Origin of the sequence: Bacillus sp. FSL R5-0434 (assembly GCF_038004745.1) — a bacterium.
Lineage (GTDB): Bacteria > Bacillota > Bacilli > Bacillales > Bacillaceae > Bacillus > Bacillus halotolerans.
Genome location: NZ_JBBORV010000001.1, coordinates 4,078,061 through 4,090,280 on the forward strand (window position 1 = coordinate 4,078,061; position 12,220 = coordinate 4,090,280).

General features: G+C 46.0%; 11 protein-coding genes and 1 pseudogene. 3 read left to right on the plus strand and 9 right to left on the minus strand.

The features are described 5' to 3' along the window. Positions 1 to 97 precede the first annotated feature (97 nt). The 4 genes and pseudogenes from NYE43_RS21175 to NYE43_RS21190 all read right to left on the minus strand — a co-directional run bounded on the left by NYE43_RS21175 (position 98) and on the right by NYE43_RS21190 (position 2,895). Entirely contained in the window at positions 98 to 346 is a 249-nt protein-coding gene (locus NYE43_RS21175) for a DUF2651 family protein (RefSeq protein ID WP_340925668.1), read from the minus strand. An 18-nt stretch (positions 347 to 364) separates the two neighbouring features. Beyond that, a complete protein-coding gene (locus NYE43_RS21180; RefSeq protein WP_340925665.1) occupies positions 365 to 1,528 on the minus strand; it encodes a hypothetical protein in 1,164 nt (387 codons plus the stop codon). A 9-nt stretch (positions 1,529 to 1,537) separates the two neighbouring features. Continuing rightward, entirely contained in the window at positions 1,538 to 2,275 is a 738-nt protein-coding gene (locus NYE43_RS21185) for a YiiX/YebB-like N1pC/P60 family cysteine hydrolase (protein WP_341062659.1), read from the minus strand. Between the two features lie 149 nt (positions 2,276 to 2,424). Beyond that, positions 2,425 to 2,895: pseudogene (locus tag NYE43_RS21190) on the minus strand (GNAT family N-acetyltransferase). A gap of 109 nt (positions 2,896 to 3,004) precedes the next feature. Here NYE43_RS21190 and NYE43_RS21195 point away from each other — a divergent pair. Beyond that, the gene (locus tag NYE43_RS21195) at positions 3,005 to 4,102 is read left to right on the plus strand and encodes a Rap family tetratricopeptide repeat protein (protein ID WP_341062661.1); all 1,098 of its coding nucleotides are present in this window, start codon (positions 3,005 to 3,007) and stop codon (positions 4,100 to 4,102) included. Further along, the gene (locus NYE43_RS21200; protein ID WP_010332587.1) at positions 4,103 to 4,219 is read left to right on the plus strand and encodes a Phr family secreted Rap phosphatase inhibitor; all 117 of its coding nucleotides are present in this window, start codon (positions 4,103 to 4,105) and stop codon (positions 4,217 to 4,219) included. A 40-nt stretch (positions 4,220 to 4,259) separates the two neighbouring features. On the opposite strand, the gene rocF is transcribed toward NYE43_RS21200, so the two are convergent. From rocF to rocD, 3 genes are all read right to left on the minus strand, one after another. Then, positions 4,260 to 5,150, minus strand: a complete 891-nt coding sequence (gene rocF, locus NYE43_RS21205; protein ID WP_127696238.1) for an arginase — start codon at positions 5,148 to 5,150, stop codon at positions 4,260 to 4,262. A gap of 74 nt (positions 5,151 to 5,224) precedes the next feature. Continuing rightward, positions 5,225 to 6,628, minus strand: a complete 1,404-nt coding sequence (locus NYE43_RS21210) for an amino acid permease (RefSeq protein ID WP_326323503.1) — start codon at positions 6,626 to 6,628, stop codon at positions 5,225 to 5,227. Positions 6,629 to 6,851: 223 nt separating this feature from the next. Then, positions 6,852 to 8,057: an ornithine aminotransferase gene (rocD, locus tag NYE43_RS21215; RefSeq protein ID WP_103672066.1), complete on the minus strand. Its 1,206-nt coding sequence runs from the start codon at positions 8,055 to 8,057 to the stop codon at positions 6,852 to 6,854. Between the two features lie 240 nt (positions 8,058 to 8,297). On the opposite strand from rocD, the gene rocR reads away from it, so the two are divergent. Beyond that, a complete protein-coding gene (rocR, locus tag NYE43_RS21220; protein WP_024123512.1) occupies positions 8,298 to 9,680 on the plus strand; it encodes an arginine utilization regulatory protein RocR in 1,383 nt (460 codons plus the stop codon). 455 nt (positions 9,681 to 10,135) lie between these two features. On the opposite strand, the gene htrC is transcribed toward rocR, so the two are convergent. Continuing rightward, entirely contained in the window at positions 10,136 to 11,335 is a 1,200-nt protein-coding gene (gene htrC, locus NYE43_RS21225) for a serine protease HtrC (RefSeq protein WP_044160202.1), read from the minus strand. An 81-nt stretch (positions 11,336 to 11,416) separates the two neighbouring features. Beyond that, positions 11,417 to 12,211, minus strand: coding sequence for an MBL fold metallo-hydrolase (locus tag NYE43_RS21230; protein ID WP_024123515.1), 795 nt, complete (start codon positions 12,209 to 12,211; stop codon positions 11,417 to 11,419). Positions 12,212 to 12,220: the final 9 nt, after the last annotated feature.

Below are 12,220 nucleotides of genomic sequence, written 5' to 3' on the forward strand. Positions count from 1 at the left end.
CTCGTTTAGATGGAGGCTGGACAACGTTCTATCATTGATATGTATCACATTGCGCAACAGAAAAAAGAGACTTCACAAGTCTCTTCATAAACAGCGGTCAGTTGAATAATAATTTCCTGAGAAATAATGTGACAACACTGGTTGCTAACGCAATTGCAGTATAAAGCACAACCCAAAACATGAATGAACTGTTACCAGAGGCTAACGTAAACAACAATATCAAACTCGCAATAAGCACGATGAGCGGACCAATCCAAACTTTCTTACATATGAAATAACCCGCTGCACCAATTACGCCTGACATCATCGGAAAAACAAAAACGATGAGCAGTAAAACGGCTCCCAAGTCGGAACCCCCTTCACCTTAAAAATCCTTCATCACCTCAAAATCATACAGCTTCAAATGACTTTTCGGCGCCACGATCTCCTTTACCTTCCCGATCTCTTTTTCCTTCACTTTCTTTCCGGTTCTTAAGCTGTATTGTTCAATGTATGCAGGCTGGTTGTAGGTGTATGTGAAGAAATAGAGGCTGCTGCCTTTTTGGGTGATTTCTTTGAAATCGGACTTCATTTTTTCTGGGGAAAGGGCGAAGGCAATCCGGCTTTTTCCTGTCTTTGCATCGATCTTGTATACCTTTCCGAAGCCGTCAATGAAATACAGGGACCTGTGATACGGGAAAAAGCTTTTTTTGAAGCTGAACGGCATAGAGCTGTATATTGTTTGCTCGTCGTTTTTGTATTCGGCGATATCGTAAAGCTCCACCTTGCCGCTTTTCTTATTGATTTTCACCATTTGATAGAGATTGCTGGCTTTTTGCCCCCGAACCATCACATATACAGCTTGATCGTCCGCAGCAAGCTGAGATTCGATTGAAGCTCCTTCCCGATACTGCCATTCCGTGATGGCATGATAGGTAAGCTTCTTTTGATCGGCCTGAATCTGAAGGAGCTGATAGCCTTTCTCATCGTCTGTCGGGACAAGTGCGTAAATGGCGCCACCGTGAAAACCGGAGGCTCGGATGTAGTAAGGAATGACGTCTTTTTTCCACTCTCCGTTCATCTGGCGGTACAGCTCTGAGCGGTACCCGTCTCCCTTTTTGTCGTAGCCGGAATTGTATAGGGTATAAAAACCATCCGTATTTTGCAGAAAGCCTGCGCTGTCTCCAGTGTGCTGATAGGCTCTTTTATGGGAGCTCAGGCCGTCTTTGATCGTGAAAATCGTGTTTTTGTCCTCCAGCATCACACTGTCGCCGTGAACCTTGGCTGAGCCCAGCTCAAGGCCCTTCATCTTAAATGACGACAGCGAACCGTCTTGGCTGATAAACAGGGCATAGCTTTTCCCGCCGCCGAATGCATCTTGATCCGCTGAGGTTGAGAAATACAGCAGGATTTCTTTGTCGTCCAGAAAATCAGGGTCTCGGAGATCCTGCTGACTCACGGCTTTATGGCTTTTGAGAGGAGAAACGAAGACAAATAATGCGATTCCTGCAAGCATCAGCAAGGCGATGGTGATCATCCACTTTTTCATATCCGCTCCTTAATGGATCGTCATGACGGTTGTCGTATAGGAAGAACTTGTGATGTCGCGCGGGTAAACGCCTAACCCTTTATTGCTGTCGATATCAATGCCGGCTTTCAGTAAAAATGCAGACCATAGGAGCTTCGAACAGTTTTTTGCGCCGTCATGGCCGGTATTTCTGTTATTGACGAAGTTAAATGAGTATGGGTCGCCGACTCTTGATACCGCCCAGTCGGCAGCTGATGTTTTTTTAGATGAGGTGACGTTGACTGTTTGTACGATGGAGTTGTCTTCCACGTCTCTGGCATTATAAGCGATCTGCCTGACGCCGTCGCTTGGAACCGATTCAACAATCTTGTCAGCGGCGGAGTACATGCCGACGTGGCCATGGTTGTAGTAGGCTGTGTAGGAGTTGGTATAGTAGATGTTTCCTTTCGTGCTAGTGGGAAGTTTTTTCGTACCGGATGAGCCGCCCATCACGGACATGCCGCTTTCCTTGGCGAGCCGGTCTCCTTCTGCTTTATCGGCGGTGATTTCCTGGTAAAACTGTTTGAGAATCACATCGGTCTTTACGTGCTGCTGTTTGGCAATCTGGCTGGCGGATTTTGTGATTTCTTCTGGGGTCGTGCCTGGCTGAAGCGCTGCGATTTCTTCGACATAGTTCGTGGCCTTTACAGCTTTGGCGGGAGAAATAAACAGGCCGCCGCCAATTGTAAGCGCTACCAAAATAATAAACATTCTTCCCTTAATACTCATAACATCTCCTCTTTTCATGTGTGTTAGGAAAGATGATTTCCTTTATCAACATTATATTAGGGAAATGTGGAAGGTAGCTAGGTGATTTACAGAATTTTTAGAAATCATTTACAGGAAGGTTGTCTCACAAAAAAAGGCCTTCCCCAGACCTAGAGCTTCTTACTCATGATCACATCAGTCTCCTGAAATCCAGTTTGCTCATACAGCCGCCTTGCTGTCTCATTGTGAGCGAATACGTGGAGAGACAGCTTTCGAATGCCCATGTTTCTCGCCATCTCATCCAGTGCGTTCAAGGCTTGCTTCGCGAAACCTTTTCCCCGATATGATTCATACAGCCCGAAATCGTAAATAAACGCTTCCTGCTGCGGGTGTTCCGGTTCTGCGTGAATCCAGAGCCAGCCAGCCGTTTCCTTTCCGTTCAGGATGATACTCTACAAATGGTGATGATGCGTGTGCAGCCCATTCGGCAGCAAATCAGAAAAAGTCTGTTTGGACAAAAGCATGGCCTCATCAGGGAGCCACGATCCTGCCTTTACCTTTTCTCTTGCATAATGCTTTGTCGTGTATGTCAGATAGGATCGAAATTCTTCGATCTGCATGGGGGTTAGCGTGATGGTCATATAGCTTCTCCTTTATTTATTGACTAGAGGATTTTACATAAAATAGAAAGAGGTGTTACTATCAAGATAAGCAAATAGATTGATAAATGAATAGAGAAGGGAGTTTCAAATGAATAAGATTGCACCCGCAGAAATCGCTAACATGCTCAACGATTGGTACCTTGCGATCAAGAAACATGAAGTTGAAGAGTCCGCCCGTATCTTTGAAGAAGTGAAGCCTTTATTGGATGATATGGAAGAGGATCAGGAGGTGCTTGCCTACTTCTCCTTATTAGAATTGCGCCATAAAGTATTGCTTCATGAAGCGAGAGGGCTGGGCTTTGAGCATGAGGAGTCTCCTCATATGAATGCTACGTCAGACATGCTGAAATATTACTTTTTTCTGTTTGAAGGCATGTATGAAGCCTATAAAAATAATTACGAAATTGCCATCGGGCTCTATAAAGATGCGGAGCAGTATCTCAGCAACATTCCCGATCCGATCGAAAAAGCCGAATTTCATCTGAAGGTCGGCAAGCTCTATTATAAGCTGGGACAAAATATGGTGTCTCTCAACCATACACGGCAAGCGGTCAAAACGTTCAGAGAAGAAACGGATTACAAAAAGAAACTCGCCTCCGCATTAATTACGATGTCAGGCAATTTTACCGAGATGAACCAGTTTGAAGAGGCGGAAACTTATTTGGATGAAGCCATTCGCATGACGAGAGAATTAGAGGATCATTTTTTTGAGGCCCAGCTTTTACATAACTTTGGACTTCTCCATGCCCAAAGCGGCAAATCAGACAAGGCCATCTCAAAATTAGAAGAGGCTTTACAGAACGAAGAGTACGCCCGATCTGCCTATTACTATCATTCTGTTTACTTGCTGATACGAGAGCTGTTTAAGATTGAAAAGAAAGAACAGGCCCTAGCTTATTACCAAAAATTGAAGGAAAAATTAAATACTGAGCCGAATAAAATATGTGAGGCGAAAATTGATATGTTATATGCCATTTACGCAGAAGGAGGTCATGCGGAAACGTTTCACTTATGCAAAGAACATATGGATGTGTTGATGTCGGAGAGAGAATACGACAGTGTAAGAGAACTTTCCATTTTGGCTGGCGAACGGTATAGGGAAAATGAGCTTTATAAAGAAGCTGCCCACTTTTTTTATGAAGCGATACAGATTGAGGAACTCATTAAACAAACGGAGGTTATGTAAATGAAAAAGTTTCTAATTGGCGCAGGCGTTGCAGCAGTGATTTTATCCGGCTGGTTTATTGCAGATCATCAATCACACTCACAAGAGATGAAAGTCGCTGAGAAAATGATTGGATAATAAAGAAAACCCCCGCTGGGATGCGGGGGTTTTCACATGTCTACAGCAATTTCTTCCCTAGCAGGGATTCTACTAGCTCTACCGCTGTTCTTCCGGTTTTGTTTTCATGATCAAGGATCGGGTTGACCTCAACAAATTCAGCTGAGGTAATGATGCCTGCATCATACAGCATTTCCATAGCCAGGTGGCTTTCGCGGTAGCTGATGCCGCCGACGACAGGGGTTCCGACACCCGGTGCGTCGTTTGGATCAAGTCCGTCCAGATCGAGGCTGAGATGGACGCCGTCGCAGTCTGATAAATAATCAAGGGTTTCTTCGATCACCTTTGTCATGCCGAGGCGGTCGATTTCGTGCATGGTGTACACCTTCATGCCGCTTTCCTTAATATACTGGCGCTCTCCTTCATCAAGTGACCGGGCGCCGATAATGACAACATTTTCCGGTTTGATTTTAGGCGCATATCCTTCAAGGTTCACCAGTGACTCGTGTCCGATGCCAAGGCTGACGGCCAGCGGCATGCCGTGAATATTGCCTGAAGGTGATGTTTCAAGCGTATTCAGGTCACCGTGTGCGTCATACCAGATGACGCCGAGCTTATCGTAATGCTTCGCTGTACCTGCGAGCGTGCCGATCGCGATACTGTGATCGCCGCCCAAGACAAGCGGGAATTTTTTCTCTTCAATTACGGTGTTCACCTTTTGAGCGAGCTTTTCGTTTCCTGCCAGTACGGAATTTAGGTTTTTCAGTTCTTCATCGTTTTTGATCTTTTCACGGCTGATCGGAATGTCACCGAGATCTTCAACCGTATAACCCATTTCTGACAGCCTCTCAATCAAATGGGCATATCGGATGGCACTTGGTCCCATGTCCACTCCGCGTCGTGCTTGTCCTAAATCCATTGGCATTCCAATAACCGAAATCGTTTTATCCATCTGTGATTCCACCTCAACATATAAGATAATGTCCTTATGCGGGTTCTAACAAAGATGACTTACGGACAACGTTTTTAAAGCTCTAGCTGACGATTTGCCTGCTTGCGTTTTTTAATGACGACATGATAAATGATGTAGCAAATGACCATAAACGGTACTCCGCAATACAGCGCGATACGCTGCTCCGGATCAAACGCGAGACTGATGAGAACGACTGTATTTAACGTCAGGCCGGTCAGCGGAAGTACCGGATATAGCGGTGTTTTAAATTTCAGATCTTCTATCTTGCCGCCTTCACGGATATATTTTCGTCTGAACCTGATTTGGGAAAGCGATATCGCGATCCAGCCGACTTGCGCGCTCATGCCCGCCAAGGATAGAAGCACCATATACACGGTTTCGGCCGCCGCTACTTTTGACAGAAGCGACAGGCAGGCCACAGCCATCGTTACAATTAACGCGTTCAGCGGCACACCTCTTTTATTTGTTTTGCCGAGCGCTTTGAAGGCCTGTCCTTCATTCGCCATCGCGTACAGGATACGAGTCGATGCGTATAAACCTGAGTTTGCAACGGATAGCAGCGCAATTAAAATAACAAAGTTCATGATATCAGCGGCATATGGAATTCCGATTTGCTCAAATACGGCAACAAACGGACTTTCCACAACACCCGCCTGTTTCCACGGAATCATGCCGGCAATGACAATGATTGAAAGAACAAAGAAGACAAGTGTTCTCCATACTGTCTGTTTGATGGACCGCGGAATCGTTTTTTCAGGGTTTTCACTTTCTCCGGCTGCAACCCCGATCAGCTCAGTTCCCTGGAATGCGAAGTTCACGGTAATCATCGTTATCAATATTGCCTTTATGCCGTTCGGGAATAACCCATCTTCATAAAAATGCGTCAGAAACGGCGCTTGCTCTCCGCCTTTTAGGTCAATGAAGCCGAACATAGCGGCTCCGCCGAGAATAATAAATAAAAGGATAATCAATATTTTAATGCCGGAAAACCAAAATTCAGATTCTGCAAAGGCTTTCGCGGTTATTGCATTTAAGGTAAACATTAGGGCCGCAAAGACCAGACACCAAATCCAGACATCAACGTGCGGAAACCAGCGGAGCATCAGCTGCCCCGCTGACAAAAATTCTATTGCGCATGTAACTGCCCAGCCGAGCCAGTACAGCCAGCCGAACGCAAACCCAAAGGCCGGGCTGATAAATTTTGTCGCATAGGTCTGGAAGGACCCCGATACAGGAAAGGCGACCGCAAGCTCCCCTAAGCAGAGCATGGTCAAAAACATGATAAAGCCGCCCACTAAATAAGACAGAACCGCGCCGAGCGGTCCCGCTTGGTTAATGGTAAACCCGGTTCCCAGGAAGAAACCGGTTCCGATCACTCCGCCCAATGAAATCATAAACAAGTGGCGAGATTTCATTGTCCGCTGGAGCTGATTTCCGTTATCTTGGTTCGTATTCACATTCTGCACCCCTTCAGCAACTTGTATTGGATCTAAGCTGGAACATCTACATGGTGCGTATCCCAGTTTGCTGTCCAAAGAGTCTCTATCTATTTAATATAAAATTCACTTCTTCTCATAAAGATACATTATACTAAAATACTGTAGCTGAGCAAATAGGGAGTGCTAATTTTTCTGTTGTAAATTTATACAAACGAAGTGAATATCCCGCCATGATGCGGATTTATGCCTTTTGCAGCACATGCTTAATTTTTTCAATCGCCCAATCCAAATCCTTTTTGGAAATGATTAATGGCGGTGCAAAACGAATGACGGTATCATGCGTTTCCTTGCATAAAAGTCCTTCATCTTTTAAACGCTCACAATATGGACGCGCCGCTTCCGTCAGTTCCACACCGATAAACAGCCCTCTGCCGCGGACTTCTTTAATGATTGGGTTATCAATGCTCTCCAGCTCTTGTTTAAAATACTCGCCAAGCTCAAGAGAACGCTCCGCCAGCTTTTCATCTTCCAGCACTTCCAGTGAGGCGATGGACACCGCACATGCCAGCGGATTTCCGCCAAATGTGGAGCCGTGTGAACCCGGGTTAAACACGCCTAAAACGTCGCGGTCCGCCGCAATGCATGAGATCGGGAACACACCGCCGCCAAGCGCTTTCCCCAAAATGTACATATCAGGAACAATGCCATCCCAGTCACAAGCGAATGTCTTACCTGTACGTCCGAGACCCGTCTGAATTTCATCGGCAATCAACAGCACATTTTCTTCCTTACAAATTGCCGCCGCTTCCTGCAAAAATCCTTCAGGCGGAATCACAATGCCCGCTTCGCCTTGAATCGGTTCAAATAAGAATGCCGCTGTGTTTGGCGTAATCGCCTGGCGCAGCGCTTCCGCATCTCCGTAAGGGATTAGTTTGATTCCCGGAAGCATCGGGCCGAACCCTCTTTTATACTCTTCTTCAGAAGAAAGAGAAACCGCCAGCATCGTCCGGCCATGGAAATTTCCGACGCACGCAATGATCTCCGCCTGATTGTCCGCCACGCCCTTCACTTCATAAGCCCAGCGTCTCGCTGCTTTCACCGCAGACTCAACCGCTTCAGCCCCCGTATTCATCGGCAGAATCATTTCTTTGCCCGTCAGCTTAGCCGCCTTTTCGTAAAACGGTCCGAGCTGATCGTTGTGAAACGCGCGAGACGTCAGCGTAATTTTATCAGCCTGATCCTTTAACGCCTGAATGATCTTCGGATGTCTGTGCCCCTGATTCACCGCAGAATAAGCACTCAGCATATCCATATATTCATTGCCTTCCGGGTCCTTTACCCAAGCACCCAGCGCTTCAGAAATAACAATCGGCAGTGGATGATAATTGTTGGCACCGTAATGAGACGTCTGATCAATAATTTCTTTGGATTTTGATAAAGCTGGCATATTTGAATTCCCCCTTGTTTTCTGTTTCAACACTATATCCTGCTTTCCCTTTTTATAAATGCAAGTTTCGTGCCAACTCGCACATTCGTGTATTTTCTACAATATTCGAGGCAATGGTGCAAAAATATTCAGATATTTTGAGCGGGATTTTCATATAGTGCAAAATTCTTTTGCATATCCTCTCCATTCTTTTATAAAATAGAAGCAATATTAAGAAAATAAATGAGGGAGGTTTATACTTTGGTCAAAGACAGCGAATTCCTCACATTAGTGTTTCAGAGCATTTTGGATGAAATTGATGTCGGCCTGCACGTGGTGGACGAGCATGGAAACACGATTGTTTATAACAACAAAATGATGCAAATTGAAGATATGGAGAAGCAGGACGTCTTAAATAAAAACCTGATGGATGTATTTATGTTTTCGAAGCAGCAGGACAGCACACTTGTGCAAGCCCTTCAGGAAGGCAAAACGATCAAAAATGTAAAGCAGAGCTATTTCAATAATAAAGGCCAGGAAATTACGACAATCAATCATACATATCCGATCGTCCAAGACGGCAACATCAAAGGCGCTGTCGAAATTGCCAAGGACGTGACAAAGCTGGAACGCCTGATCAGAGAGAATATGCATAAAAAAGGAAACGCGACGTACACATTTGACAGCATTCTCGGCACCAGTCCGGCGATTCAGGATGTCATCGAAAACGCCAAGCGGGCGACCCGCACGTCTTCATCGGTTCTTCTCGCAGGTGAAACCGGCACGGGAAAAGAGCTGTTCGCACAAAGTATCCATAACGGCAGCGACCGATCAAGCGGCCCGTTCATTTCTCAAAACTGTGCGGCTCTGCCGGACAGTCTGGTGGAAAGCATCCTGTTCGGTACGAAAAAAGGCGCGTTTACAGGTGCCGTTGACCAGCCTGGCCTGTTTGAGCAAGCCCATGGCGGCACACTTCTGTTAGATGAAATCAACTCACTGAATTTGAGCTTGCAGGCAAAATTGCTGCGCGCCCTGCAAGAACGGAAAATCAGACGCATTGGTTCGACCAAGGATACACCGATTGACGTGCGCATTATCGCCACGATGAACGAAGACCCGATTGATGCCATTGCGGGTGAACGAATGCGCAAGGACTTGTATTACAGGCTGAGCGTCGTGACACTGATCATCCCGCCGCTTCGGGAACGCAAAGAGGACATTTTGCTTCTCGCGTCAGAGTTCATCCAGAAAAACAACCACCTGTTTCAAATGAATGTCGAACATATCAGTGAAGATGTGAAGCAATTTTTCTTATCCTATGATTGGCCGGGAAATATTCGCGAACTTGAGCATATGATCGAGGGTGCGATGAATTTCATGACAGATGAACAAACGATTACGGCCAACCATCTGCCATATCAATACCGCATGAAAATCAAGCCGGCAGACATCTCGAAGCCGGAACCCGCAGGGCATCAGCCCGCCGCTGATTTGAAAGAAAAAATGGAGAGCTTCGAAAAATATGTGATCGAAAACATCCTTAGAAAACACGGCCATAACATTTCAAAAACCGCTCAGGAGCTCGGCATCAGCAGACAAAGCCTGCAATACCGGCTGAAGAAGTTTTCTCTGCACGCAAAATAACAATCTTAATTACCCGAGGAGAGCCGGATCAGAAAAACCGTTCCTCTTCCGATTTCACTTTTCACTTCAGTTTACATCTGATGATAAGGAGGAAATACCAAGGGACTGTTCAATCAGCTCAAATGAAGAAAGTGGACGGTGTATACGTCTATGTCATTAAAGCGCTTGGAGAAGATGGCAAACTTCATACCTTCAATGTCCACAGCAGCATGAAAGTAATGAAGCATCAGGTTCAGAAACCATCACAAAAGCAAAAGCACATAGCATTGCGGTCACAAATACAAAGGTACCGGGAAATCTTCTACGTTGTCAAAAGAAAACGGAAGTATTTGCAGCTCACAAGCCCTTACATGCTGTTTCACGTGTAACATCCATGTATTTTCTATGGAACGGACGTAACCCCCGTTCCGTTTTTTTGCATAAAAAACAGCCTGGCATCAGTGCCAGACTGCTTTTTAACTTCCTAACTGATCTGCGGAGGACAGCTTCACTTCAACGGATTTTTCTTTTCCGCCGCGGTAAAACGTCACCTTCACCCGATCACCGACTCTTTTCTGATAAAGCCGCTTTCGAAGATCCACAATATCATTTATTTTTTGCCCGTCAAATTCAGTGATGACATCCAGCTCCTTGAGTCCCGCTTTTCCGGCAGGTGAAAAGGCATCTACACCCATTATCACCGCTCCATTGGTCACATGTTTAGGAAGCTTCAGTGTTTCATCCCAATGGTAGCTTGCAATATCGCTTAACGATTTCATTTCAATTCCAAGGAACGGACGCTTCACTTTGCCGTATTTCTCTAAATCCTCTATCACCGGGATCACAAGCTTAGATGGAATGGACAGGCCAATCCCTTCAACCGCTGACTCTGCGATTTTCATTGAATTGATGCCAATGACTTTTCCGTCCATATTCAACAAAGCTCCGCCGCTGTTCCCCGGGTTAATGGCCGCATCGGTTTGCAGCACCTCTGCATTCCAGTCAGGCTGACCGTCATCATTGGAATCTACCGGAATCGCCCTCTCTGTTCCCGATATGACGCCCTGTGTGACAGAACCTGCAAATTCAAGGCCTAACGGATTGCCGATCGCAATCACCGGTTCACCAGATTTCACTTTATCTGAATTGCCAAAATCAGCGACAGCTTTGATTTTATCGCTTTTCACCCGCAAAACGGCAAGATCCATCAGCTGGTCGCTGCCGACAAGCTCAGCAGACACGCGCGAACCGTCTTTTAAACTGATTTCAATTTGGGAAGCGCCCTCGATCACATGATGGTTGGTCACGACATAAGCAGAGTGGTCATTTTTCTTATAGATGACGCCTGAGCCGCTCCCAGCCTCACCGCTTTCTCCCCAAATATCTGTTTTTTGAATGTTTACGACGCCGACAACAGCTGGCGACACATTACTGACAATCTGAGTGACAGCGTTGTTCACACTGACATTCACTGTTCGAATTGATTCCCGGCCGTTGGTCTGCTGCTGATCCGCCTCGCCCGTATCAAACCCCTCATTTGAAAGGTACGGCATAATAAACGCCATCAATACAGCACCGACAATCACCCCGATCAGGCTTGAAAGAAAATAACCTTTTTTGCTTCTCTTCGGCTGTTCAGGAGTATTATGTTCTTCCTCACGCTCGTAATCCACCATATTCCATCCTTTCAGAGAACGTTGATATGGTTATATTGTGGATTAGAAACTCCTATAATAGTCATGTTACACAAGAAAAAATTATACAGCGCAAAGCGGAGTAGCCTTTTTCGGATCGGTATCAAACAAATCAAATGTTTCGCCTGTCACAAATCCTTTAGAAGCCAATGTCTGCTGGACAGACATTCTGGCCAGCTCTTTCATATTGTTGTCCTGACTCAAATGAGCGAGGTAGATACGAGACGTCTCGTCGCCGATGACATCAGTCATCGCCAACGCAGCGTCTTCATTTGAAACGTGCCCGACGTCACTTAAAATCCGCCGCTTAATGCTCCAAGGGTATCTTCCCATTTGCAGCATGCCGACATCATGATTGCTTTCAAAAACGAACACATTCGCCGAGCGGATAATGCCCTTCATCCGGTCGCTGACATACCCTGTATCTGTCATTAAAGCGAGCTTGCGCCCATTACAATGAAATACATAAAACATGGGCTCTGCCGCATCGTGAGAGACGCCAAACGATTCTACATCAAGTCCGCCAAACGACTTCACCGTCTCCATCGGAAACTCAAACTTTTGATCGGTATCAATTTTGCCGATCTGGTTCTCCATCGCCTTCCACGTCTTCTCGTTCGCATAGATCGGAAGCTTGTACTTTCTGGCGATGACGCCGAGGCCTTTAATATGGTCACTATGCTCATGCGTCACAAAAATGCCGTCCACATCATCCAGCTTACGTCCGATTTGCGCCATTAATCCGTCCATGGCTTTCCCGCTCAAACCGGCGTCCACTAAAAACGCGTGATCCTCTGTTTCCAGGTAAAACGCATTTCCCGTACTCCCGCTCGCAAGAACGCTAAATTGCAAGCTCATTTCAGTTCA

Excerpts from the sequence above, each read along its gene's own strand:
- NYE43_RS21180 (WP_340925665.1), bottom strand. The coding sequence starts at position 1,528 with ATGAAAAAGTGGATGATCACCATCGCCTTGCTGATGCTTGCAGGAATC.
- NYE43_RS21185 (WP_341062659.1), bottom strand. The coding sequence starts at position 2,275 with ATGAGTATTAAGGGAAGAATGTTTATTATTTTGGTAGCGCTTACAATT.
- NYE43_RS21195 (WP_341062661.1), top strand. The coding sequence starts at position 3,005 with ATGAATAAGATTGCACCCGCAGAAATCGCTAACATGCTCAACGATTGG.
- NYE43_RS21200 (WP_010332587.1), top strand. The coding sequence starts at position 4,103 with ATGAAAAAGTTTCTAATTGGCGCAGGCGTTGCAGCAGTGATTTTATCC.
- rocF (WP_127696238.1), bottom strand. The coding sequence starts at position 5,150 with ATGGATAAAACGATTTCGGTTATTGGAATGCCAATGGATTTAGGACAA.
- rocD (WP_103672066.1), bottom strand. The coding sequence starts at position 8,057 with ATGCCAGCTTTATCAAAATCCAAAGAAATTATTGATCAGACGTCTCAT.
- htrC (WP_044160202.1), bottom strand. The coding sequence starts at position 11,335 with ATGGTGGATTACGAGCGTGAGGAAGAACATAATACTCCTGAACAGCCG.
- NYE43_RS21230 (WP_024123515.1), bottom strand. The coding sequence starts at position 12,211 with ATGAGCTTGCAATTTAGCGTTCTTGCGAGCGGGAGTACGGGAAATGCG.